The organism is Streptomyces sp. NPDC088124 (assembly GCF_040685895.1).
Lineage (GTDB): Bacteria > Actinomycetota > Actinomycetes > Streptomycetales > Streptomycetaceae > Streptomyces.
In genome coordinates this window covers 231,461-254,288 of record NZ_JBFBJB010000004.1, presented here as the reverse complement: position 1 = coordinate 254,288, position 22,828 = coordinate 231,461, and the positions used below count along the sequence as shown (strand labels likewise).

Sequence of the window (22,828 nt, the reverse complement as noted above, 5' to 3'; positions counted from 1 at the left end):
ACTCCGAAACCCCTGGGTCCCTGCGGATCAGTTTTTCCGGAATGATTACCTGGAATCGCGCATCTCTGAGGCCCCTTCACAGGTCTTCTGTCGGGACCCTTTTCAGCGGGCTCTCGCCAGGAGCCCCGAAACGGCCCTGACGCGCGGCGTTCAGCGTGATCAGAGCTCTCAGACGATGTACCGACGTTTTCACCCGCATTCGCGAACTCGGAGTGTTTCCTTGACATCCACTCACCCCGGCGTGCGCAGGTCCGCCGTGATAGCCCTCGGCGCGGGCGCCCTGCTCTCCGTCACCGTCCTGGCCGCGCCGGCGCAGGCGGCCGCCGCCGCCCCGGCCGTCACCGCCAAGGGCGCGTTCCTGCTGAACAATTCGTCCAGTGCCACGGTCTACAGCAAGGCGGCCGACACCCGGCGCCAGATGGCCAGCACGACGAAGATCATGACGGCCGCGGTGGTGCTCAGCACCAAGGGCGTGGACCTCAACCGCAAGGTGACGGTCAAGCAGGCGTACCGCGACTACGTCACCAAGGAGGGCGCGAGCACCGCCGACCTGCGCACCGGCGACAAGCTCACCGTCCGCCAGCTGCTGTACGGGACGATGCTGCCCTCCGGCTGCGACGCCGCCTACGCTCTCGCCGACACGTACGGCACGGGCTCCACCAACGCGGCGCGCACGAAGTCGTTCATCGCGAAGATGAACGCGAAGGCCAAGGAACTGAAGCTCACCAATACCAAGTTCGACTCCTTCGACGGCATATCGGGCGGTGGGAACAACTACACGACGCCGCGCGACCTGGCGAAGATCGCGCAGTACGCCATGAAGAACGCGGACTTCCGCGCGGTCGTCAAGGCGACGTCGTACAAGGCCACGGCCCCGGCCGCGAACGGCGGCAAGCGCACGTACACCTGGTACAACACCAACAAGCTGCTCGGCTCCTACAACGGTGCCATCGGCATCAAGACCGGCACGGGCACCGCCGCCGGGCCCTGCCTGGTGTTCGCCGCGACGCGCGGCGGCAAGACGCTCGTCGGCGTCGTCCTGAACGGTTCCGACCGCTACAAGGACGCGGCGAAGATGCTCGACCACGGCTTCGGCGCCTCGACCGCGAAGACGATGAAGCTCCGGACCCTCCCGGCGGACGCTCAGCGCGACTGAGCCATCCCCCCATCTGTCGGCCGGGGCTCCATGAGGAGTTCCGACCGACAGGATGACGGCAGCGGGGGACAGCAGTGGGGGACGGCCCGAGCGGCCGTCCCCCACCTCTGTCCGTCACCCTCCGCCGATCACGCCCAGGTGATCAGGCGCTTCGGCTGCTCCAGGACCGCGCCCACATCGGCGAGGAACATCGAGCCGAGCGCCCCGTCGATCAGCCGGTGGTCGAAGGAGAGCGCCAGGGTCGTGACCTGGCGCGGCCTGACCTTCCCCTTGTGGACCCAGGGCTGGGGCTTGATCGAGCCGACCGCGAGGATCGCGGACTCACCCGGGTTCAGGATCGGCGTACCGGTGTCGACGCCGAAGACGCCGACATTGGTGATGGTCACCGTGCCGCCCTGCATCGCCGCCGGGGTCGTCCTGCCCTCGCGGGCGGTGGTGATCAGCTCCCCCAGCGCCTCGGCCAGTTGCGGCAGCGTCTTGTCCTGCGCGTCCTTGATGTTCGGAACGATCAGGCCGCGCGGGGTCGCCGCCGCGATGCCCAGGTTGACGTAGTGCTTGAGCACGATCTCCTGGCTGGCCTCGTCCCACGCCGCGTTGACGTCGGGGTGCCGCTTGAGGGCGACCAGGAGCGCCTTGGCGACGAGGAGCAGCGGGCTGATCCGTACACCCGCCATGTCCTTGTCGGACTTCAGCTCCTCGACCAGCTTCATCGTGCGGGTCACGTCGACGGTCAGGAACTCCGTGACGTGCGGCGCGGTGAAGGCGCTGCCCACCATCGCGGCGGCCGTGGCCTTCCGTACGCCCTTGACGGGGATACGGGTCTCCCGGGCCGTTCCGGGCGCGTACGCGGACGCGGTGGCCTGGGCGGGGACGGGTTCCGGTGCCGGCGCCGCGGCCGGTGCGGCGGCCGGGGCCCCGGTCCGCTCCGGCAGCAGGGCCGTCGCCGCGTGGACGTCCTCGCGGGTGATGATCCCGTCCGGGCCCGACGGCGTCACCGTCGCCAGATCCACGCCGAGGTCCTTGGCGAGCTTCCGTACGGGCGGCTTGGCCAGCGGGCGCGCGGGGGCGGCCGGCGCCGTACCCGCGTGGCCGTTCACCTGGCCGGGCACCGCGGCGGGCGGAGTCGCCGCGGCAGCCGCGGCGGCCGCGGCGGCGCCCCGGCGCGGGCGGCGCTTCGTGGACGCCTCGGCCACCCCGTAGCCGACGAGCACCGGTGTACGGCCGCCACTCGCCGCCCCGGCCCCGGAAGCCGGAGCGGAGGCGGACGCCGAGGCTCCCGAAGCCGGAGCCGAAGCCGGGGCCCGCTCCGGGGCCTGCTCCGGGGCCGAAGCGGGAGCGGGAGCCGGTGCCCCGCCGCTCCCCGGCGCCACGTCCACCGTGATGATGGCGGCGCCCACGTCGACCGTGGTGCCCTCCTCGAAGCGCAGCTCGTGCACCACCCCGTCGTACGGGATGGGCAGTTCGACGGCCGCCTTCGCCGTCTCCACCTCGCACACGACCTGGCCGTCCGTGACGGAGTCGCCCGGCTGTACGTACCACTTCAGGATCTCCGCCTCCGTGAGCCCCTCGCCCACGTCGGGCATCCTGAACTCCCGGTACCGGGCGGAGATGTCAGCAGTCATGGTCACGGCACTCCTCAGTACGCGAGCGAGCGGTCGACGGCGTCGAGCACCCGGTCCAGGCCCGGGAGGTACTCGTCCTCCAGCCGGGCCGGCGGATACGGCGCGTGGTAGCCGCCCACCCGCAGCACGGGCGCCTCCAGGTGGTAGAAGCAGCGCTCCGTGACCCGGGCGGCGATCTCCGCGCCCGCGCCGAAGAAGACCGGCGCCTCGTGGACGACGACCAGCCGGCGCGTCCGCTCCACCGACGCCTGGAGCGTGTCGAAGTCGATCGGCGACATCGACCGGAGGTCGACGACCTCCAGCGACTTGCCCTCCTCGGCCGCGGCGTTCGCCGCCTCCAGGCAGACCTTCACCATCGGGCCGTAGGCCGCCAGGGTGAGATCCGTACCGTCCCGGGCCACCCGCGCCCCGTGGAGCGGGTCGGGGATGGCCTCCGTGTTGACCTCGCCCTTGTCCCAGTAGCGGCGCTTCGGCTCGAAGAAGATCACCGGGTCGTCGCTCTGGATGGCCTGCTGCATCATCCAGTACGCGTCCGACGCCGTGGACGGCGAGACGATCTTCAACCCCGCCACATGCGCGAACAGCGCCTCCGGCGACTCGCTGTGGTGCTCGACCGCGCCGATGCCGCCGCCGTACGGGATACGGATCACCACCGGCATCTTGATCTTGCCGAGCGCGCGGGCGTGCATCTTCGCGAGCTGCGTGACGATCTGGTCGTACGCCGGGAAGACGAACCCGTCGAACTGGATCTCCACCACCGGCCGGTAGCCGCGCAGCGCCAGCCCGACGGCCGTGCCGACGATGCCCGACTCGGCAAGCGGGGTGTCGATGACCCGCTCCTCGCCGAAGTCCTTCTGGAGGCCGTCCGTGACACGGAAGACGCCGCCGAGCTTGCCGACGTCCTCGCCCATGATCAGGACCTTGGGGTCGGTTTCGAGCGCCTTGCGGAGCGACTCGTTGATCGCCTTCGCGATCGGGAGCTTCTGTACGCCGCTCATGATCGGTTACCCCCCTCGGCGGAACCCTCGGCCGCGGTGCCGGCGGGTCCGGAATCCACGAACGACGCCTGGTACGCCGCGAACTGCGCCCGCTCCTCGTCCACGAGCGCGTTCCCGTCGGCGTAGACATGGTCGAAGATCGCCATGGGGTCCGGCTGCGGCATCGCCCGTACCACGTCACGTACCCGCTTTCCGAGCGTTTCGCTCTCCTCGTCCAGCGCCGCGAAGAACGCCTCGTCGGCGTTGCCCTCGCGCTCCAGGTACCGGCGCAGCCGCAGGATCGGGTCCTTCGCCTGCCACGCCTCCGTCTCCTCGTCCGCGCGGTACTTCGTCGGGTCGTCGGAGGTGGTGTGCGCGCCCATCCGGTACGTGAACGCCTCCACCAGCATGGGCCCCTCGCCCCGGCGCGCCCGGTCCAGGGCGGCGCGGGTCACGGCCAGGCAGGCGAGCACGTCGTTGCCGTCGACCCGGACGCCGGGGAAGCCGTACCCCTGTGCGCGCTGGTAGAGCGGCACCCGGGTCTGGCGCTCGGTCGGCTCGGAGATCGCCCACTGGTTGTTCTGGCAGAAGAAGACGACCGGCGCGTTGTAGACGGCGGAGAAGGTGAACGACTCGGCCACGTCGCCCTGGCTGGAGGCGCCGTCCCCGAAGTACGCGATCACGGCCGAGTCCGCGCCGTCCTTGGCGACGCCCATGGCGTAGCCGGTGGCGTGCAGGGTCTGCGAGCCGATGACGATCGTGTAGAGGTGGAAGTTGTTCGAGTTCGGGTCCCAGCCGCCGTGGTTCACGCCGCGGAACATGCCCAGCAGATTGGTCGGGTCGACCCCGCGGCACCAGGCGACGCCGTGCTCGCGGTAGGTCGGGAAGACGTAGTCGTCGTCGCGCAGCGCGCGCCCGGAGCCGATCTGCGCGGCCTCCTGGCCGAGCAGCGAGGCCCACAGTCCCAGCTCGCCCTGGCGCTGGAGGGCGGTGGCCTCGGCGTCGAAGCGGCGGGTCAGGACCATGTCCCGGTACAGCCCGCGCAGGGATTCGGGGGTGATGTCGGCGATGAGGGCCGAGTATTCGGGGTGCTCCAGGCGCTCGCCCTCGGGGCTGAGCAACTGGACGAGCTGCGGCTCGGAACCGGGCCCGGGGCCGGTCGCTTTCGCCCCCTTGGGGGTCGCCGTTTTCTTCTGGGCCGTTTTCTTCGCGCTCGCGCGCTTGGTACCGGTACCGCTGCTCCGTCGCGGTGTGCGAGCGGCAGTGCTTTCCACGGTCACGTGCGTGCTCCTCCGTCTGTCCGGCCCCCGGGATCCGCCGGGAACCAGTGCGGCTCGCCTGTACCGCCCGGCGCACAGGGTGGGTGCGACCAGATCGGGACAGACGTGACAGGTGCCCCGGCGAGCGCCCTGTCACAGGCACGTTACCCAGTGGGCACCATTACTGCGAAACCCCATCTGACCTGCAATTTTGATTGGATTTCCAAGTAAATCGGCAAAGTCGGGAACAACCACTGGTCACAGCCTCGCAGGCCGCCGGAACAACGGCACGTTATCCCGCTGCCCAGCGGCAGGGAAGGGCAGGGAAGGAGTGAGTGTGTGAGACTGAATTCTGTGCACGAAGAAGGAAAAATCACGGTATTCCTCCTTGACGATCATGAAGTTGTCCGCCGGGGCGTCTTCGAACTCCTGTCCGTCGAGGACGACATCGAGGTCGTCGGCGAGGCGGGCACGGCGGCCGACGCGATGGCCCGTATCCCGGCGACACGCCCGGACGTGGCGGTGCTGGACGTACGACTCCCCGACGGCAGCGGCGTCGAGGTCTGCCGGGAGATCAGATCCCGGGACGAGTCCGTCAAGTGCCTGATGCTCACGTCGTTCGCGGACGACGAGGCGCTCTTCGACGCGATCATGGCCGGCGCCTCGGGTTACGTCCTGAAGGCGATCCGGGGGAACGAACTGCTGACGGCCGTACGGGACGTGGCGGCGGGGCGGTCCCTGCTCGACCCGGTGGCGACGGCGCGGGTGCTGGAGCGGCTGCGTACGGGGAACAGCGCCAAGGCGGACGACAAGATGGCCGGCCTCACCGACCAGGAGCGCAGGATCCTGGATCTGATCGGCGAGGGGATGACCAACCGGGCGATCGGCGAGCGGCTCCATCTCGCCGAGAAGACGATCAAGAACTATGTCTCCAGCCTGCTCTCCAAGCTGGGGATGGAACGGCGGTCGCAGGCGGCGGCGTACGTGGCCCGGCTCCAGGCCGAGAAACGCTGACCCTCCCGCAGGGCCCGGTGGGCGTCGTACGGCAGGGGCCCGGTGCGTCGCACGACAGGGCCCGGTCGGCGTCGTACCGCGGCGGACCTGGCCCTAATCGGGACCAACGTCCCGTTGTTCAAGGGCCGTCTCCCCTGTTGGGAGCGGCTTCCGTGACGGAGAGTGGACGACATGTCCACCGAGGAACTCCGCGCCATCGACCTGCTCACCCGCGTCCCGTACGGACGCGTGGCGACGAGCATGCGGGCCATGCCGTTCGTCGCGCCCGCCCGCCATGTCGTGACGGGCGGCTCGGTCCTGCTGCGGATGCACGCGGGCCACGGATACCACCAGGCGTGCGGCGGCGGCGTGGTGGCGTACGGGGCGGACAACTACGACAGCGGCGCGGACGACCTCTGGTCGGTGCAGTTCACCGGGACGGCCGAGGTGATTGAGCCGACCGCCTCGGAAATCGAAATGTTCGGCGCCAAACCTCACCATGTGGACGGAAAACCGTTCGACCCGGTCTACATGCGGCTTACGCCCCAGTTCATTACCGTACACACGCTCGACTACGCAGACGAGCGACGGAGTCAACACGCTGCGTGATCTAACATCTGACAAGTGCCGCGCTCATATGAACTCGCTGCGCCTGCCGCGACCGCCGTCATTCCCCGGCCCACCGCCGCTCGTGCCAGCCACACAGCTCCGCCTGTCACCGCCCTCCTCTCCACCCCCGCCTTACCCCTCCCGCTTGCTTCACCCCTTGCTTCACCCCTTTCCTCATCTCTTTCCTCATCCCTTGCTCCGCCCCCTGTGTCCCCCCTCGTCTCCCCTCTCGTCTCCGCCCTCGCCTCACCCGCCGTTCCCCGTACGGCCCCGCGCGCCCCGGCCCCGCCCGTACGGCTGCTGCTGCGCCGCTACCGGAACACGGGCGAGGCCCTGTCGTGCGAACCCGTCGCCCAAGGACTGCTCAACCACGGCTACCGGCTCCGCACCACGCGCGGCGCGTACTTCCTGAAGCACCACCTCGACGGCGACCGCGACACCATCCGCCGCCAGCACCGCGCCACCCAGCGGCTCCAGACGCTCGGCGTGCCCGTCGCGCCGCCGGTCGAGGGCGCCGACGGGGACACCGTCACCGTCCTCGGCGGGCGCTGCTACGCGCTGCACCCCTGGATCGAGGGCAGCCACCGGGACGGCGCGCAGCTCACGGCCCGCGCGTCGCGGCGCCTGGGCGGGCTGCTCGGGCTCGTGCACACCTGCCTGGAGCGCGTGATGGAGCCGGGCCCGGCGGCGCTCGCGTACGTCAGCCCGGACCCCGCCGACACCTTCGCGCTCATCGACCAGCTCCTCGTCCTGGCACGGGGCCGGGCCCGCCGCGAGGTCTTCGACACGCTCGCCGAGCACCGGCTCGTGGAGCGCAGGGCGCTGCTGGAGCGCCACGCCCACCGCCGGCCGCCGCCCGGCGCGGAGCCCGCCACGGGGTGGGTGCACGGCGACTTCCACCCACTGAACCTGCTCTACCGGGGCGCGGAGCCGGCCGCGATCATCGACTGGGACCGCCTCGGCGTCCAGCCGCGCGCCGAGGAGGCCGTCCGGGCCGCGGCGATCTTCTTCGTACGGCCGACGGGAGAGCTGGAGCTGGCGAAGGTACGGGCGTACGCGCGGGCCTACCGCAAGGCGGCCGGGGCGGGCGCCTCCGAGCTGGCCGCGGCGGTCCACCGGGTCTGGTGGGAGCGGCTCAACGACTTCTGGATACTGCGGTGGCGCTACATGCTGGACGACCGGAGGGCCGACCCGCTGTTCGCCGCGGTGTCGGCCCTCGCGGTCTGGTGGACGCGGGAGTACGAGGCTGTCTGCGAGGCCTTCGCGGGCTGACCCGCCGCCCCGGGTCAGCGGGTCAGCGGGTCAGCGGGTCAGCGGGCCAAGCGGGCCGGGGGATCAGCCGGCCGGTGGATCAGCGGTTCCGGCGCGGGCCGGGCCCATGGGCTCCTGGCTCCTCAGCCCTGGGAGGTGCCCACGCCCTCGGTGGTGCCCTGGATGGCGCCGGCCGAGGTGTCGCCCGCCGAAGTACCCGCGTCCGTGCCGGTTCCGCTCGACGTCTCTCCGCCACCGCCGCCGCCACCGCCGCCGCCACCGCCGCCGTTGTCGGCCGGTGTGCTCGGCGTGTCGGCCGTCGGGTCGCTGCCGGTCCCGCCGTCGTCCGTGCCGCCGTCCGCCGTGCCCGTGTCGGCTGAGGTGGGCGTGTCCGACGGCTCGTCCGGGAGGGTCGGCGAGTAGCTCGGCCGGTTCGGCTGCTCGTAGCTCGGGTAGTCGTTGCCGCCCGTGGAGGTGTCCGTGTCGCTCTCCTGCGAGGACTCCGACTCGCTCGGGCTCGGGCTCTCGGACGTCGGGTCCTGGGGCGGGGACTGGGTGGTCGGGTTCTTGGTGTCGTCCCCGGTGTCCGTGGTCCCCATGCTGTTCACCGCGTACGCGACACCCGCGATGATCGCGATCACCGCGAGCGCGACGAAGAGCAGGAGCTTGCCGCGACCGCCGCCGTTGCCGTGGTGGCCGCCGTCGTACCCGCCGTCGTTCGGGTTCATCGGCGGCAGGATCGGGCCCTGCGCGGTCTCCCTGTGCGGCGGGTGACCCATCGCGGTCGTCGCGGCCACGCCCATCGCCGGGGTGTTGCCGCCCATCATGTGGGCGTCGACCGGGCCGGTGTTCCAGGTACCGGTGTGGCTGCCCTGCTGCTGGATCATCTGCAGGCCGTACTGGACGAGCCCGCGCATCTCCTCGGCGCTCTGGAACCGGTCGTCCGGCTCCTTCGCGAGCGAACGCATGACGAGCCCGTCCAGCTCCGGCGGCGCCACGTCCGAGACCTCGGAGGGCGGCACGGGGATGTCCTGGACGTGCTGGTAGACCACGGAGAGCGGGGTCTCGCCGGTGAACGGCGGCCGCAGCGCGAGCAGTTCGTACAGCAGACAGCCCGTGGCGTACAGGTCGCTGCGGTGGTCGACCGCCTTGCCGAGGGCCTGCTCGGGCGAGAGGTACTGCGGCGTGCCCATGACCATGCCGGTCTGGGTCATCGTCGACTGCGCGCCGTGCAGGGCGCGCGCGATGCCGAAGTCCATCACCTTGACCGCGCCCGCGTCCGTGATGATCACGTTCGCCGGCTTGATGTCGCGGTGGACGATGCCGTGCTGGTGCGAGTAGGCGAGCGCCTCCAGGACCCCGGAGACGATGATCAGCGCCTGCTCGGGCGGCGGGGCCTCCGCGCTGACGAGCAGATCACGGATGGTCCGGCCCTCGACCAGCTCCATCACGATGTACGGCACGGTCTGCCCGTTGACCGTGTCCTCGCCGGAGTCGTACACCGCCACCACCGCGTGGTGGTTGAGGCCCGCGACCGACTGCGCCTCGCGCGTGAAGCGGGCCTTGGAGACCGGATCCTCGGCGAGATCGCCGCGGAGCAGCTTCACGGCGACGATGCGCCCGAGCCGTACGTCCTCGGCCGCGAACACCTCGGCCATGCCGCCGCGGCCGAGGCGGTGGGTCATGCGGTAGCGGCCGTCGCCGACCATCCCGCCGACCAATCCGTTGTCGCCCCAGGAGTCCGCCGCACCCGGCACTCCGCCGCCTGCTTCGGGTTCGGGTGCCATCAGTCCTCGCCGTCGTGTCTGTCCACGGGTGTGCCGCACGCGCGGTCCGCGGGTGGTCTGTCTGTCTCAGGAGCTTTGTGAAGCTTGTGTGACTGCGTCTTTGGCGGAATCGGGATACTCGGTGCCACAGGGTGTAGTTGCTCAGGGTTGGCTGTGGGCCATCACGCTACAGGCTCCGTGTGACACGCCGGTCCAGGATGGACCGGTCATGAAACCCGCCGGCTCTCCGCCCATGCAAATTCCGTGCGGTTCCTGTAACGCTTCCGAGACGCTTGTTGTGTCTACGGTCACGGATCGGGCACCCGGCTTGACGTGTCAGTGGCCTGCGGCAGACTTGGCCAGTAATAACGGGATCACGGCGCCAGTATCGCCAGTGCCGACGCGAGACCGCCGCGCGAGGCACGACCGCGTACACGCGCGCCGAGGGGGAGCACAGTCATGAGCCACGACGGCGCACGGGGCCGCTATGCGGGCGGTTCGGTCGCGGGCGGCCGGTACCAGCTTCGCGATCTGCTCGGCGAGGGCGGCATGGCCTCCGTATACCTCGCGTACGACTCGGCGCTCGACCGACAGGTCGCGATCAAGACACTCCACACGGAGCTGGGGCGCGAGCAGTCCTTCCGCGAGCGTTTCCGCCGCGAGGCGCAGGCTGTGGCGAAACTGTCGCACACCAACATCGTCTCCGTCTTCGACACCGGCGAGGACACCCTCGACGGTGCGGTGATGCCGTACATCGTCATGGAGTACGTCGAGGGCGAGCCGCTCGGCTCCGCGCTCCAGCAGGACGTCAGGCAGTACGGCGCGATGCCGGCCGACAAGGCGCTCAAGGTGACGGCCGATGTGCTGGCCGCGCTGGAGACCAGCCACGAGATGGGCCTGGTCCACCGGGACATCAAGCCCGGCAATGTGATGATCACCAAACGCGGCGTCGTGAAGGTGATGGACTTCGGCATCGCGCGCGCCATGCAGTCCGGTGTCACGTCGATGACGCAGACCGGCATGGTCGTCGGCACGCCGCAGTACCTCTCGCCCGAGCAGGCGCTGGGGCGCGGGGTCGACGCGCGCTCCGACCTGTACTCGGTCGGGATCATGCTCTTCCAGCTCCTGACGGGCCGGCTGCCGTTCGACGCGGACTCGCCGCTGGCGATCGCATACGCACACGTCCAGGAGGAGCCCGTCGCTCCGTCCACCATCAACCGGTCGGTCACACCGGCGATGGACGCGCTGGTCGCGCGGGCGCTGAAGAAGAACCCCAACGAGCGCTTCCCGAGCGCGGACGCGATGCGCGACGAGTGCGCGCGCGTGCTGACCGCCGGGCAGCCGGGCGCCCCGGTGATCGTGCCGGGAGCCTCGGGGACCAGCAGCGGGGCGGGCGTGGGCGCGGCGGTCTTCCCGCCGGTGGACCAGTCGGCCCAGACCCCGGGGCCCTTCCAGAGCGCCCCGGGGGTCCAGACGCCGTACCAGCCCGGCCCTTATGGCCCCGCGACTCCTGCCCCGGTGCCTGCCCCGGCGCCCGCGTACGGCCCTGTTCAGACGCCGCCGCCGGCGCATCCGCAGAGCGCCGCCTACGGCTATCCGCAGTCGGCCCCGGCGTACCACACCCCCGCGCCGACGTCGCCCCAGCCGTACAGCATCTCCCCGCAGGGCTCCGGTACGGGCGGTGGGGGCAGCGGGGGCGGTCGGCGGAACACCCCGGTGATCGTGGGCTCGATCGCGGTCGCGGTCCTCGCGGTGGGCGGCCTGATCGCGGCCATCTCGCTGAACGGCAGCCCGGACGACAACAAGACCGATCCCTCCACGAGCACCAGCGGCCCGGCGGTCTCGGCGGACCACCGGGACCCGGAGCGCAACCGGACGATCGACTCCGACAAGTGCACGAACGCGTCCGAGGACAGCCTGGACCCGTCGAAGGTGCAGGCCCCCGACCTGCGGTACAAGGACATCATCTCGGTGAAGGACTGCCTGCGTAAGGCGGGCTGGACCTGGGCGGAGCCGAAGAAGAAGGACGACGGCGCGCAGGCCGAGGACATCGTGATCACCCAGTACCCCGAGCCGGGCGCGGCCATCCGCCCCAAGGACCAGGAGTTCGAGCTGACGATCTCCACGGGGGACGCGGGTTAGGCCCTGTCGTCGGGATCACGCCGGGCTCACGACGGCGGCTCGCGACGACAATTCGTAGCGAAATGCCCGAGATGCCGGTTCTGGTGTCACATGTGACGCTGAATCGGTGAGTTCGAGTTCCGTTCGCCTCTCCGGCGCGACCGCGGTCGCCGTCGCGGCGCTGCTGCTGGCCGCACCCGCCGCGTCCGGGGAGGAGGCCGGGGCGACCGTGGCGCCCGAGGCCTTCGTGGCGGCGCCGGAGCCCGCCGCGTCGGCGGCGCGGCCCGCGAGCGAGGGGCGCCCCCGTCCGGGCCGGCCGACGGGCGGGCAGGTCGTACGGCCCGAGGAGGAGGGGCCCGCCGTCGACCCCGGGCACGGCCGGGACACGGCCTCCGGGAGCGGCCATGAGAACGACCCGGGCGGCGGGACGGGAAGCGGCGGGGACGGCGACGCGGGTCGCGACCCGCAGACGGGTACGACCGATACGACCGGCACGACCGACACCACGGGCACGGCGGGCAAGCAGACCGGACGGGGGACGGGCAAGGAGACCGGCACGGGCGCGGCGGCCGGCCGGCGCCCCGGCGGACCGTCACCCGCCGCTCCCCACGCGTCCACGGCCCCCTCCGGCGACGCCACGCGCCCCGCCCGCACGACACTCCCCTCGGCCACCCCGGCGGCCCCCTCACGCGCCCGGCCGGACCGGCACGGGAAGGACGCCGGGACCGACAGGAACGACGTGCCCGACAGGAACGACAGGAGCGACGGGCCCGACAGGAACGCCGTGACCGACGAGAACGGGACGTCCGGGGAGTACGAGGTACTGCCCGAGGGGGTCGCGCCGATCCCGGAGGCGTCCTCGGCGGCCCACCCCCCGAACGCGGACGCACCCAGCGAACGGGACGCCACCTTTGTCACCAACGCGTCACGACACCGCGTCTCCGTACTGACCCTGGGCACCGGAATCACGCTGATCGGGCTCGGGCTCGGCTTCCTCGGGGTGCGGCTGAGGCGGCGCTGACCTGCGCCGTTGCCGCCCGTCTCCCCCTTCCCACCCACCGCGGTAGTACTTACGGCGTACTTACGACGTCCACCGCAGGTCTCTTGCAGGCCACGACATACTCGGTATACATACTGAGTATGTCGATTCGCCACGGGCTCCTCGCCCTCCTGGAACGTGGCCCGCGCTACGGCTCTCAGCTCCGTACGGAGTTCGAGTCGCGCACGGGTTCCACCTGGCCGCTCAACGTGGGTCAGGTCTATACGACCCTCAGCCGTCTGGAGCGTGACGGCATGGTCGCCCAGGACGGCGAGGACGAGGCGGGACACGCGCTCTACGTCATCACTCCCGCCGGCCGTACGGAGCTGAAGTCCTGGTTCCGTACGCCCGTCGACCGGGCCAGCCCGCCCCGGGACGAGCTGGCGATCAAGCTGGCCATGGCGGTGGGCTCGCCGGGGGTCGACATCCGGGAGGTCATCCAGTCGCAGCGCCGCCACACGATCAAGGCGATGCAGGACTACACCCGGCTCAAGGCACAGGCGCTGGAATCCGTGCCGAAGGACCGGGACGAGGTGGCCTGGCTGCTCGTCCTGGAACAGCTCATCTTCCAGACGGAGGCCGAGGCCCGCTGGCTCGACCACTGCGAGGTCCGGCTGATCCGGCTCTCGATGGTCCCGCTGCGCGAGGACCGGTCGACGGAGGGCGCCGGGGAACTCGCGGACGACCCGCCGGACGCGGCGCCCGGCGAGGCCTCCGGCGGGGTGCCCGCGAAGCTGGCGCACCAGCCCGGCGGAGCCACGCCCGCCGGCTGAGAACAGGCGGCCGAGCGCGGGCGGCCGCACACAGATCACTGAGCACCTCACTGACCACTGAGCACCTCACCGAGCACGGATCGCTGAGCGAGCACAGATCGCTGAGCACCGGCCACCGGCAGGTCGGCCACCGGTGGCCGGCTGTCGCGGCCGACCGCGCCACCCGGTCCGGCCGCCCGGCCGAGGCTCCGCCGCCCGCGGGCTCCCTGCCGGAACACCGCGCCGTACTCGCGCACCCGCACCCGCACCCGCACCCGTGCGCCATCACGCACTCACTTACGCAGCACAGACCACTCGTACCGCCACCACGGACATCCCATAGGGGGGACCCTCATGCCCGGCAAGTCACAGCAGCACCATCAGTCGCAGAAGGCGCAACAGCAACCCAGCTCACCCCCGGCCGCCCCGTCCCGGTCCGGGGGCGCGCAGAGCCCCGTCCTCCAGCTCCAGGAGCTCACCCGCGTCCACGGCAGCGGCGCCACCGAGGTGCACGCCCTGCGCGGGGTGAACCTCGATGTCTACCCCGGTGAACTCGTCGCCGTCATGGGCCCGTCCGGCTCCGGCAAGTCCACCCTGCTGACCATCGCGGGCGGCCTCGACCTCCCCACGTCCGGACGGGTGATCATCGAGGGGACCGACATCACCACCGCCGACCGCAAGAAGCTCGCGGCCCTGCGCCGCCGCAGCGTCGGCTATGTCTTCCAGGACTACAACCTCATCCCCGCCCTGACGGCCGCCGAGAACATCGCGCTCCCCCGCGAGCTGGACGGCGTCTCCGCGCGCAAGGCCCGCGTCGAGGCGCTCGCCGCCCTCGCGGAAATGAACCTCGAACAGCTCGCCGACCGCTTCCCCGACGAGATGTCCGGCGGCCAGCAGCAGCGCATCGCCCTCGGCCGCGCGCTCGTCGGCGACCGGCGCCTCGTCCTCGCGGACGAACCGACCGGCGCCCTCGACTCCGAGACCGGCGAGGCCGTACTCGCCCTGCTCCGTGCCCGCTGCGACGCGGGCGCCGCCGGCATCCTGGTCACCCACGAGCCGCGCTTCGCCGCCTGGGCGGACCGGGTGGTCTTCCTGCGGGACGGCGCCGTCGTCGACCAGACCCTGCGCAGCGACGCGGACTCGCTCCTCTCCGGCCAGGCGGCCGAGCTGTGAGGACCTGGTACCACTCCTGGCGGGCCGCGCTGCGTATCGCCCGCCGCGACGCCATCCGCAACAAGGGACGCAGCTTTCTCGTCCTGGCCATGATCGCGCTGCCCATCCTCGGCGTGGGCGCCATCGACCTGACCATACGCAGCTCGGAGCTCTCCGCCGCCGAGGCGATGGACCGGGAGCTCGGCGGCGCCGACGCCCGGTTCTCCGATCCCGAACTCGCCGGCGAGCCCCTCATGCAGGACCCCGAGGGCAATGCCTACCAGCCGACGAAGGACTTCGACGAGGGCCCGTACCCCGACGGGCCCACCGACCTCAGGAAGGCCATCCCGGCGGGAGCCGCCGTCCTGGAGGACTCCTCGGGCTCCGGGAGGCTTCGCACCACGCACGGACTGCTGAACACCCAGATCCGTGAGCTGAAGGCCGCGGACCCGATGGCCCGGGGGATCATGAGCCTCGATGAGGGCCGGTTCCCGGAGAAGAGCGGCGAGGTCGCGGCGACCACGCACTTCCTGGAGGCGAGCGGACTGCGGGTCGGCTCGAAGCTGACCGCCCGCGGGCTGGACGCCGAGTACCGGATCGTCGGCTCGTACGAGCTGCCGAACGAGCTGGACGCGGACGAGGTCAACGCCCTCCCCGGCGCGCTGCTCGCCCCCCTCGACAAGGCACTGAAGGCCGCCGACCTGCCCGGGACACAGTCCGACACCACGTATCTGGTCAAGCTGGCCGGCTCCGGTGGTTTCACGTGGAACATGGTCCAGGAGATCAACACCAAGGGTGTCCTGGTCGCCTCGCGCGCCGTGGCCCTGGATCCGCCGGCCCGATCCGACATCCCGCTGTACCAGAAGGAAGGCTGGCTCGACTACGACCAGAGCACCGGTGCCCAGACCGCCGAGCTGGCCGCGGTCGGCACCGTCGTCGGACTCGCGATGCTGGAGATCTGCCTGCTGGCGGGTCCCGCCTTCGCGGTGGGGGCCCGGCGCTCCCGCCGCCAGCTCGGCCTGGTCGGCGCCAACGGCGGTGACCGGCACCATGTCAGGGCCATCGTCCTCGGCGGCGGTCTGGTGATCGGTGTCACCGCGGCCTTCGTCGGTACGGTTCTCGCCATCGGCCTGACCTTCGCCCTGCAGCCTGTCCTTGAGGACTACATGGGCGCGCGGTTCGGCAGCTTCGACATGCGGCCGCTGGAGCTGGGCGGTATCGCGCTGCTCGCCGTTCTGACCGGTCTGCTCGCCGCGATCGTCCCGGCCGTCACCGCCTCCCGGCAGACCGTCCTGGCCTCGCTCACCGGACGCCGAGGCGTCCGCAAGTCCAGCAGGGTGCTGCCGGTCGTGGGACTGATCGCGGTCGCGATCGGCGCGGCGATCGCGCTGTACGGGTCGCTGATGACCGATCAGTTCGCCATCGTCGCGGGTGGCAGTGCCCTCGCCGAACTGGGCGTGGTCGCGCTGACCCCGGCCCTGGTGGGGCTGTTCGGCCGGATCGGCCGCTGGCTGCCGCTCTCGCCGCGGCTGGCGCTGCGGGACTCCGTACGCAACCGCGGGCGCACGGCCCCCGCCGTGGCCGCCGTGCTGGCCGCCATCGCGGGCACCGTCGCCGTCTCCACGTACACCGCGAGCAGCGACGCCCAGCAGAAGGCCACGTACATCCCCAATCTGCCGCACGGCGCGGTCTCGGTCATGGTCACCGAGGGCGGTGGCCAGGACGTACCCGCCGTGCGTCAGGCGGTCCAGCAGAGCCTGCCCGTCGATGTCCGGGCCGAAGTGGAGCGCATCAACGTCGGCAAGCCCAGTTGCTCGATGTACAGCGCCGATGAGGGCTGCGGGCAGTTCGAGGTCATCGTGCCCGAGGCCAACCGGTGCCCGCTGTGGGAGGCGGACGACGCGGAGACGGAGTTCACCACGGCCGAGCGCCGCAAGCTCGGCAAGGACTGGCGCTGCCGGGAGGACGAGGTCTTCACCGAAGTCGACAGTGGTGTGCTGATCGGCGACGCCAATGTGCTGAAGGTCCTCGGCATCAAGGACCCGGCCGCCGAGAAGGCGCTCGCGGAGGGCAAGGTCGTCTCGTTCGACAAGCGGAACGTCAACAAGGACGGCAAGATCGGCATCCGCCTGATCACCGACATCGAGGCCGCGGACAAGGCGTTCGAGCAGGGCAAGGAGCCGCCGGGCGAGATCAAGTCGTTCCCGGTGCACCAGACCCCCGAGGACACCAACGCGTACGGCCTGTCCATGCTCATGACCCCGGCCACCGCGAAGGCCGCGGGCGTCGGCACCGCCCCGCTCGGCGCGTACTTCTCGACCACCTCCCTGCCGACCGGCGCCCAGCAGCAGAAACTCGACGGTGAGATCAACAAGACCGGCTCCGAGGTCAGCCTCAGGATCGAACAGGGCTACGTCGGCGAGACCGACATCGTGCTGCTGGCACTGACCGTCTTCGCCGGTCTGGTCACCATCGGCGCCGCCGGTATCGCCACCGGGCTCGCCCAGGCCGACGCCGAGGCCGATCTGAAGACGCTCGCGGCCGTCGGCGCCCCCGCGCGGGTCCGCAGGACGCTCAGCGGCTTCCAGTGCGGGGTGGTGGCGGTGATGGGGGTCGTCCTCGGCTCCGCGGCCGGAGTGCTGCCCGCCATCGGGCTGCGCCTGACCGAGGAGCGCTCACAGAACAAGTGGTACCAGCAGGCACTGGACCAGGGCGGCCAGATGGCCGAGCCGTACGTGCCCATCGTCGTCCCGTGGGGCACGCTCGCCGCCCTGCTGGTCGCCGTCCCGCTGGGCGCGGCGGTCCTGGCGGCGCTGGTCACCCGCTCGCACCGGACGCTGGGCCGCAGGGCCGCGACGTAACGTACCCGCCCTGAACCGTGCCCCCGTACGAAAGGCGGACCGTCCGAAAGCCGGATCGTCTTCGTACGGGGGCACGCCGCGTGATGACGCACTTGTGCGAGACAATGGGCCGCATGGAGATGCCGAGGAACGAACGGTCGCAGGAGAGCCCCCATGTCCTGGTGGTCGGACAGGACGGGATGGCGCTCGGCGGCGGCGGGGCCGACGCCGAGGCGCGTGAGATCCCGGTGACGGAGATGGTGGAACAGCCCGCGAAGGTCATGCGCATCGGCAGCATGATCAAGCAGCTTCTGGAGGAGGTGCGGGCGGCTCCCCTGGACGAGGCGAGCCGGGTGCGCCTCAAGGAGATCCACGCCGGCTCTGTGAAGGAGCTGGAGGACGGGCTCGCCCCCGAACTGGTGGAGGAGCTGGAGCGGCTCTCGCTCCCCTTCACCGACGAGGCGATCCCCTCCGAGGCGGAGCTGCGCATCGCGCAGGCCCAGCTGGTGGGGTGGCTGGAGGGGCTCTTCCACGGGATCCAGACGGCGCTGTTCGCCCAGCAGATGGCGGCCAGGGCCCAGCTGGAATCGATGCGGCGCGCTCTGCCGCCCGGCTCCGTCCCGGAGGAAGAGGGCGAGCCGGGCCATGGCGCGATCCGCTCGGGCCCGTACCTGTAAAGCTTTCGGCAGCCGGCCGCGGTTTGTGGGTGTGGTCCGGCGCGTGTGCCGCGCGCCGGACCACACCGTGAGGACCGGGACCGGGCGGCTCAGGAGGTGAGGAGCAGCACCTTTCCGATGTGTGTGCCGCTCTCCAGCGCGCGGTGCGCGTCGGCGGCCTGCTCCATCGGGAACGTCCGGTCCACGATCGGCCGGACCTGTCCGGCCGCGATCAGCGGCCAGACGTGCTCCCGGGCGGCCGCCACGATGGACGCCTTCTCCGCCAGGGGGCGGGCCCGCAGCGAGGTCGCGGTGACGGCGGCGCGCTTGCTCAGCAGGGCTCCGAGATTGAGTTCGCCCTTCGCGCCGCCCTGGAGGCCGATCACCGCGAGCCGGCCGTTCACGGCCAGCGCCTTCACGTTCCGCTCCAGGTACTTCGCGCCGACGATGTCGAGGATGACGTCCGCTCCCGCGCCGTCCGTGGCCTTGCGGATCTCCTCGACGAAGTCCTGCTCGCGGTAGTCGATCAGGATGTCCGCCCCCAGCTCGGCGCAGCGCGCCAGCTTGTCGGGTCCGCCCGCCGTGACGGCGACCCGCGCGCCCACGGCCTTGGCGAGCTGGATCGCCATCGTGCCGATCCCACTGGCGCCGCCGTGCAGGAGCACCGTCTCGCCCGGCCGCAGATGGGAAATCATGAAGACGTTGGACCAGACCGTCGCGGTGACCTCGGGCAGCGCCGCGGCGGTGGCCAGGTCCAGCCCTTCCGGCACGGGCAGGAGCTGCCCCGACGGTACGGCGACCCGCTCGGCGTAGCCGCCGCCGGCCAGCAGCGCACACACCTCGTCCCCGACGGCCCACCCCGCGACGCCGGGCCCCAGCGCCGTGATCCGGCCCGCGCACTCCAGGCCGGGGTAGGGGGAGGCGCCGGGCGGGGGATCGTAGAAGCCCTGGCGCTGCAACAGATCGGCGCGATTGACGGCGCTCGCCACCACCTCGACGAGCACCTCGCCCTCACCGGGTACGGGATCGGGCACCTCGGCCCATACGAGCGCGTCGGGGCCACCGGGTTCCGGAATCGTGATCGCATGCATGGCCGCGAGGCTACTCCTGCGGGTCACGCGGAGAGGCCAGGTCGGCCGCGCGGTCGGCCGGCTCCGTCTGATGGCCAATCAGGCGGGTCGGGCTGGTCAGCTGTCGGGCAGGCCGCCCTGGCGGCCCGTCAGGTCAGTCGCTCAGGCCGGACTCCGCGGGGCTCGTGGCCCGGACGATGGTGATCAGCCGGTCCGTGAGCTGGAGCGGGCTCGCGGCCGGGTCGTCGTACCCGAGGAGCCGGTGCCCGCGCAGCACGCTCACCACCAGGTCGTCCGTCTCCCGTACGCTCCGCCCCACCTCGGCCTTTATCACCGGGCGTTCTATGAGGTCGAGGCCGCTGCCCTGCTGGATCAGGTCCTCCATCACCGTGCCGGCGCTGGGGCTGAGCACGGAGAGTCCGAGCAGCCGGCCCGCCGCGCTCGCGCTGGTGATCACGGCGTCCGCGCCGGACTGCCGCAGCAGCGGCGCGTTCTCCTCCTCGCGCACCGCGGCGACGATCTTCGCACCCCGGTTGAGCTGCCGGGCGGTGAGGGCGACCAGCACCGCCGTGTCGTCGCGCTGAGTGGCGATCACGATCTGTCGGGCGCGCTGGAGTTCGGCCCGCAGCAGCACATCGCTCCGGGTCGCGTCGCCGACGATGCCGACGAACCCCTCGGCGTTGGCCGCCTCGATCACCTTGTTCGACGGGTCGACGATGACGATCTGTTCCTTCTTCAGACCCGTGGCGCAGAGGGTCTGTATCGCCGAGCGCCCCTTGGTTCCGTAGCCGACGATGACGGTGTGGTCGCGCAAGTTGGACCTCCAGCGGTTCAGCCGCCACTCCTCGCGGGTGCGCTCCGTGAGGACCTCAAGAGTGGTTCCGACCAGAATGATGAGAAAGAGGACCCGCAGCGGGGTCACGAGCAGGACATTCACCAGCCGCGCGCTGTCGCTGTACGGGACGATGTCGCCGTACCCCGTGGTGGAGAGCGTGACGGTCGCGTAGTAGACGGCGTCGAGGAAGTCGACGGAGTCGTCCGCGTTGTCGTGGTAGCCCTCCTTGTCGATGTAGACGATGAAGACCGTCAGCGCGAGGACGAACAGCGCCATCAGCAGCCGTCGACTGACCTGTAGCAGCGGCCGTACGGCCGTGCGGCGCGGCAGCCTCACCCGTGCGGCGACCACATGCTCGTCCGCGCGCCTGGCCATCGCATCCTGGCCGGGAAGTTTCACGTGAAACACCCTCCGTCGACCGATGCCGTGGCGTTCCACGGCAGGTCGAGCACTTCCAGATCGTCGCCCGGCCGCGCGCCACCGGGCTTCACCACCGCGAGCCCGTCCGCGGCGGCGATACCGCGCAGCATGGCCGGTCCGTTGAATCGCAACGGTACGAGCCCCTCGTCGCGGTGGACGAAAGGGACGAGCCTGGTGTCGGACGGATGTCCGTGCACCGCGTCCCTCACCGGTACGTGGTACGGCGTCCGGCTCGCCCGTCCCGCCAGCGCGCACAGCACGGGCTCGGCGAGCGTCAGCAGCCCGGAGACCGCGGCGAGCGGGTTGCCCGGCAGTCCGATGAACAGCTTCCCGGGGGCCCGCCGGGCCAGCACCATGGGGTGGCCGGGGCGTACGGCGACCCCGTCCACCAGCAGTTCGGCGCCCGACTGCCGCAGCACCGTATGGACATGGTCGACCGGTCCCGCCGCCGTGCCGCCCGTGGTGACGACGAGATCCGCCGTGGACCCGGAGACGGCGCGGCGCAGGGCCTCGGCGTCGTCGCCGAGCCGGCGGGTGGCGATGACCTCGGCGCCGAGGGCGCGGAGCCAGGGCGCGATCAGCGGGCCGAGGGCATCGCGGATCAGTCCGTCGCGGGGGAGACCCTCGGCGAGCAGTTCGTCGCCGAGGACCAGTACCTCGACGCGGGGGCGCGGGACGATGGGCAGTTCGTCGTATCCTGCGGCCGCCGCGAGCCCCAGCACGGCGGGGGTGATCACGAAACCGGCAGGCAGCAGGCGCTCGCCGGAACGGCACTCCTGGCCGCGCGGCCGGATGTCCTGGCCCTGGGTCACCGGGCGCTCGGCATGGAGGTGTCCGGCACGGTCGGTACGGGCGTGTTCCCTGCGGATCACGGCGGTCGCGTCAGGGGGGATACGGGCGCCGGTGGCGATCCGTACGGCCGACCCGTCGGGGAGGCGCGCCGCCGTGGCATGCCCGGCGAGCAGGCCGGCGCCGTGCTCGTCCGTATCGGCGTCGGCACTGCTGTTGTCGCCGACACCGCCGCCGTTCTGTACGGACCAGGGGCCCGGCCCGGCGACCGCCCAGCCGTCCATGGCGGAGGTGTCGAACGAGGGCAGGTCGGTGAGTGCGGTCAGCGGCTCGGCGAGCGCGAGCCCCAGGGCCTGGTCGAGGGGGACCCCGCGGGAGCGGGCCGGCGGAGCCCCGGCCCGTGCCGGGCGCCCGGAGCGGGCCGCGAGCGCGCGGGCGTCGGGCCACGCCACGGCGCGGTGCCGCCCGGACGCGGCGCCACCGGTGCGGTCACCGCCCGCGCCGGCCGGCCCTCGGCCGACCAGCGCCAGCACGTCGTCGATGCCGTCGATCCCCTCGGCCCCGTCGACCTCTCGGTCATGGGCGGTCATCCTGCGTCGGCTCCCTCGGCCCCGGTCCCCGGCTCGGCCTCGGCCGCCCAGCGCAGGGCCAGTGCCTCGGCCTTGCGGACCGCTTCCGCGACGGCTTCGGGACCGTCTCCCCCGGCCTTGCCCGCCGCGTAGCCGACCAGGAAGGTCGTCAGCGGCGCGGCGGGCCGGGCGACGCCGTGCGCGGCGTCGCGGGCGAGGTCGAGGAGGACGGAGATGTCGACGTCCAGCTCGATGCCGAGTTCGTCCTTGACTGCGGTGATCCATTCGTCCAGCACGGTCCCATGCTCCCTGATCCTGGCCCGGGCCGTGGAGATGTCCTCCCAGGTGTCACAGTCGAAGGAGTCGAGGGGCCCCGCGTCGACCCGGGCGAGTGCGAGTTCCTGCGCGAGCAGTCGCAGCGGCAGCCCGGCGAGGCTGCCGTACTCGGTACGGAGCAGGGCGATCTCACGGCGCAGCGGCTCGGCGCGGTACGCCGCGACCAGCGGCTGGTCCCGGCCGTCGGCGTCGGTGAGCAGGGCCCCCTCCGCGCCGCTCGTGGCGAGCGCCCCGACCAGCCGGCGCACCGTGGGCCGGGAGAGGAACGGCAGGTCCGCGGAGAGGACGAGCACCGTCTCCGTATCGGGGCGGACACCGCGGACCCCGGCGTCGAGCGCGGCGAGCGGCCCGCCGCCCGGCGGCTCCTCGCGGGCCCAGCGCACCGGCCGCGCCGTCGGCCGCCGGCCGCCCACGACCACGGTGTCGGCGGCCCCGTCGCAGGCGGCGAGCACCCGGTCGAGCAGCGCCCGGCCGCCGACCCGTACACCGGGCTTGTCGACCCCGCCGAGCCGTCTGGCGGCGCCTCCGGCGAGCACGATGGCGTCATACGCGGTCATGGCTGCATTATGTGCCGTGATCGCCGGTACGAAGCACGCGAGGGTGCCCGTTCTTCGAA

19 protein-coding genes are annotated in these 22,828 nt (G+C 71.7%); 10 read left to right on the top strand and 9 right to left on the bottom strand.

Translation table 11 applies throughout. The annotated features are described in order from the left end of the window. Nucleotides 1-220: 220 nt before the first annotated feature. Nucleotides 221-1,156: a serine hydrolase gene (locus tag AB0P17_RS05100; RefSeq protein WP_365807662.1), complete on the top strand. Its 936-nt coding sequence runs from the start codon at nucleotides 221-223 to the stop codon at nucleotides 1,154-1,156. A gap of 128 nt (nucleotides 1,157-1,284) precedes the next feature. On the opposite strand, the gene AB0P17_RS05095 is transcribed toward AB0P17_RS05100, so the two are convergent. From AB0P17_RS05095 to pdhA, 3 genes are read right to left on the bottom strand one after another with little or no spacing between them, the layout of a single operon-like run. Next, nucleotides 1,285-2,778: a dihydrolipoamide acetyltransferase family protein gene (locus AB0P17_RS05095; protein ID WP_365807660.1), complete on the bottom strand. Its 1,494-nt coding sequence runs from the start codon at nucleotides 2,776-2,778 to the stop codon at nucleotides 1,285-1,287. Nucleotides 2,779-2,792: 14 nt separating this feature from the next. Further along, nucleotides 2,793-3,776 (bottom strand): alpha-ketoacid dehydrogenase subunit beta, encoded by a 984-nt coding sequence (locus AB0P17_RS05090; protein WP_365807658.1) that lies wholly within the window; start codon nucleotides 3,774-3,776, stop codon nucleotides 2,793-2,795. Beyond that, nucleotides 3,773-5,035, bottom strand: coding sequence for a pyruvate dehydrogenase (acetyl-transferring) E1 component subunit alpha (pdhA, locus tag AB0P17_RS05085; protein ID WP_365807656.1), 1,263 nt, complete (start codon nucleotides 5,033-5,035; stop codon nucleotides 3,773-3,775). Before pdhA ends, AB0P17_RS05090 begins: the two co-directional genes overlap by 4 nt. Nucleotides 5,036-5,368: 333 nt before the next feature. Between pdhA and AB0P17_RS05080 the strand changes: the two genes are divergently transcribed. The 3 genes from AB0P17_RS05080 (at nucleotide 5,369) to AB0P17_RS05070 (ending at nucleotide 7,888) form a co-directional block, all read left to right on the top strand. Beyond that, nucleotides 5,369-6,028 carry a response regulator transcription factor gene (locus tag AB0P17_RS05080; RefSeq protein WP_365807704.1) on the top strand — a complete coding sequence of 220 codons (660 nt, stop codon included), beginning with the start codon at nucleotides 5,369-5,371 and terminating at the stop codon, nucleotides 6,026-6,028. Nucleotides 6,029-6,199: 171 nt separating this feature from the next. Then, nucleotides 6,200-6,616 carry a pyridoxamine 5'-phosphate oxidase family protein gene (locus AB0P17_RS05075; RefSeq protein WP_365807654.1) on the top strand — a complete coding sequence of 139 codons (417 nt, stop codon included), beginning with the start codon at nucleotides 6,200-6,202 and terminating at the stop codon, nucleotides 6,614-6,616. A gap of 207 nt (nucleotides 6,617-6,823) precedes the next feature. Then, nucleotides 6,824-7,888, top strand: coding sequence for a phosphotransferase (locus tag AB0P17_RS05070; protein ID WP_365807653.1), 1,065 nt, complete (start codon nucleotides 6,824-6,826; stop codon nucleotides 7,886-7,888). 122 nt (nucleotides 7,889-8,010) lie between these two features. Here the strand turns inward: AB0P17_RS05070 and AB0P17_RS05065 are convergent, their stop codons facing one another. Beyond that, nucleotides 8,011-9,654 (bottom strand): protein kinase, encoded by a 1,644-nt coding sequence (locus AB0P17_RS05065; protein WP_365807651.1) that lies wholly within the window; start codon nucleotides 9,652-9,654, stop codon nucleotides 8,011-8,013. A 438-nt stretch (nucleotides 9,655-10,092) separates the two neighbouring features. On the opposite strand from AB0P17_RS05065, the gene AB0P17_RS05060 reads away from it, so the two are divergent. The 3 genes from AB0P17_RS05060 to AB0P17_RS05050 all read left to right on the top strand — a co-directional run bounded on the left by AB0P17_RS05060 (nucleotide 10,093) and on the right by AB0P17_RS05050 (nucleotide 13,566). After that, nucleotides 10,093-11,775 (top strand): protein kinase, encoded by a 1,683-nt coding sequence (locus AB0P17_RS05060; protein ID WP_365807649.1) that lies wholly within the window; start codon nucleotides 10,093-10,095, stop codon nucleotides 11,773-11,775. A gap of 106 nt (nucleotides 11,776-11,881) precedes the next feature. Then, nucleotides 11,882-12,775 carry a hypothetical protein gene (locus tag AB0P17_RS05055; protein WP_365807648.1) on the top strand — a complete coding sequence of 298 codons (894 nt, stop codon included), beginning with the start codon at nucleotides 11,882-11,884 and terminating at the stop codon, nucleotides 12,773-12,775. Nucleotides 12,776-12,894: 119 nt separating this feature from the next. After that, nucleotides 12,895-13,566, top strand: coding sequence for a PadR family transcriptional regulator (locus AB0P17_RS05050; RefSeq protein ID WP_365807646.1), 672 nt, complete (start codon nucleotides 12,895-12,897; stop codon nucleotides 13,564-13,566). A gap of 47 nt (nucleotides 13,567-13,613) precedes the next feature. Here AB0P17_RS05050 and AB0P17_RS05045 read toward each other — a convergent pair whose 3' ends face one another. Then, nucleotides 13,614-13,838 (bottom strand): hypothetical protein, encoded by a 225-nt coding sequence (locus tag AB0P17_RS05045; protein ID WP_365807644.1) that lies wholly within the window; start codon nucleotides 13,836-13,838, stop codon nucleotides 13,614-13,616. A gap of 61 nt (nucleotides 13,839-13,899) precedes the next feature. Here AB0P17_RS05045 and AB0P17_RS05040 point away from each other — a divergent pair, with 61 nt between their 5' ends. From AB0P17_RS05040 to AB0P17_RS05030, 3 genes are all read left to right on the top strand, one after another. Then, nucleotides 13,900-14,718: an ABC transporter ATP-binding protein gene (locus AB0P17_RS05040; protein ID WP_365807642.1), complete on the top strand. Its 819-nt coding sequence runs from the start codon at nucleotides 13,900-13,902 to the stop codon at nucleotides 14,716-14,718. Continuing rightward, nucleotides 14,715-17,558: an ABC transporter permease gene (locus tag AB0P17_RS05035; RefSeq protein WP_365807640.1), complete on the top strand. Its 2,844-nt coding sequence runs from the start codon at nucleotides 14,715-14,717 to the stop codon at nucleotides 17,556-17,558. The genes AB0P17_RS05040 and AB0P17_RS05035 overlap by 4 nt, the downstream gene beginning before the upstream one ends. A gap of 113 nt (nucleotides 17,559-17,671) precedes the next feature. Beyond that, nucleotides 17,672-18,214, top strand: coding sequence for a bacterial proteasome activator family protein (locus AB0P17_RS05030; protein WP_365807639.1), 543 nt, complete (start codon nucleotides 17,672-17,674; stop codon nucleotides 18,212-18,214). 89 nt (nucleotides 18,215-18,303) lie between these two features. Here the strand turns inward: AB0P17_RS05030 and AB0P17_RS05025 are convergent, their stop codons facing one another. The 4 genes from AB0P17_RS05025 to AB0P17_RS05010 all read right to left on the bottom strand — a co-directional run bounded on the left by AB0P17_RS05025 (nucleotide 18,304) and on the right by AB0P17_RS05010 (nucleotide 22,769). Further along, nucleotides 18,304-19,284 carry an NAD(P)H-quinone oxidoreductase gene (locus tag AB0P17_RS05025; RefSeq protein ID WP_365807638.1) on the bottom strand — a complete coding sequence of 327 codons (981 nt, stop codon included), beginning with the start codon at nucleotides 19,282-19,284 and terminating at the stop codon, nucleotides 18,304-18,306. A 133-nt stretch (nucleotides 19,285-19,417) separates the two neighbouring features. After that, the gene (locus tag AB0P17_RS05020) at nucleotides 19,418-20,473 is read right to left on the bottom strand and encodes a potassium channel family protein (RefSeq protein WP_365807637.1); all 1,056 of its coding nucleotides are present in this window, start codon (nucleotides 20,471-20,473) and stop codon (nucleotides 19,418-19,420) included. Between the two features lie 20 nt (nucleotides 20,474-20,493). Beyond that, entirely contained in the window at nucleotides 20,494-21,897 is a 1,404-nt protein-coding gene (locus tag AB0P17_RS05015) for a molybdopterin molybdotransferase MoeA (protein WP_365807635.1), read from the bottom strand. Beyond that, on the bottom strand, nucleotides 21,894-22,769 hold the full coding sequence (locus tag AB0P17_RS05010) for an NTP transferase domain-containing protein (protein WP_365807634.1): 876 nt from the start codon (nucleotides 22,767-22,769) through the stop codon (nucleotides 21,894-21,896). Before AB0P17_RS05010 ends, AB0P17_RS05015 begins: the two co-directional genes overlap by 4 nt. Nucleotides 22,770-22,828: the final 59 nt, after the last annotated feature.

Bases quoted from the DNA above. Each gene is read 5' to 3' on its own strand.
- AB0P17_RS05095 (WP_365807660.1), bottom strand. From the start codon at position 2,778: ATGACTGCTGACATCTCCGCCCGGTACCGGGAGTTCAGGATGCCCGAC.
- AB0P17_RS05090 (WP_365807658.1), bottom strand. From the start codon at position 3,776: ATGAGCGGCGTACAGAAGCTCCCGATCGCGAAGGCGATCAACGAGTCG.
- AB0P17_RS05075 (WP_365807654.1), top strand. From the start codon at position 6,200: ATGTCCACCGAGGAACTCCGCGCCATCGACCTGCTCACCCGCGTCCCG.
- AB0P17_RS05065 (WP_365807651.1), bottom strand. From the start codon at position 9,654: ATGGCACCCGAACCCGAAGCAGGCGGCGGAGTGCCGGGTGCGGCGGAC.
- AB0P17_RS05060 (WP_365807649.1), top strand. From the start codon at position 10,093: ATGAGCCACGACGGCGCACGGGGCCGCTATGCGGGCGGTTCGGTCGCG.
- AB0P17_RS05050 (WP_365807646.1), top strand. From the start codon at position 12,895: ATGTCGATTCGCCACGGGCTCCTCGCCCTCCTGGAACGTGGCCCGCGC.
- AB0P17_RS05040 (WP_365807642.1), top strand. From the start codon at position 13,900: ATGCCCGGCAAGTCACAGCAGCACCATCAGTCGCAGAAGGCGCAACAG.
- AB0P17_RS05030 (WP_365807639.1), top strand. From the start codon at position 17,672: ATGGAGATGCCGAGGAACGAACGGTCGCAGGAGAGCCCCCATGTCCTG.
- AB0P17_RS05025 (WP_365807638.1), bottom strand. From the start codon at position 19,284: ATGCATGCGATCACGATTCCGGAACCCGGTGGCCCCGACGCGCTCGTA.
- AB0P17_RS05020 (WP_365807637.1), bottom strand. From the start codon at position 20,473: ATGGCCAGGCGCGCGGACGAGCATGTGGTCGCCGCACGGGTGAGGCTG.
- AB0P17_RS05015 (WP_365807635.1), bottom strand. From the start codon at position 21,897: ATGACCGCCCATGACCGAGAGGTCGACGGGGCCGAGGGGATCGACGGC.
- AB0P17_RS05010 (WP_365807634.1), bottom strand. From the start codon at position 22,769: ATGACCGCGTATGACGCCATCGTGCTCGCCGGAGGCGCCGCCAGACGG.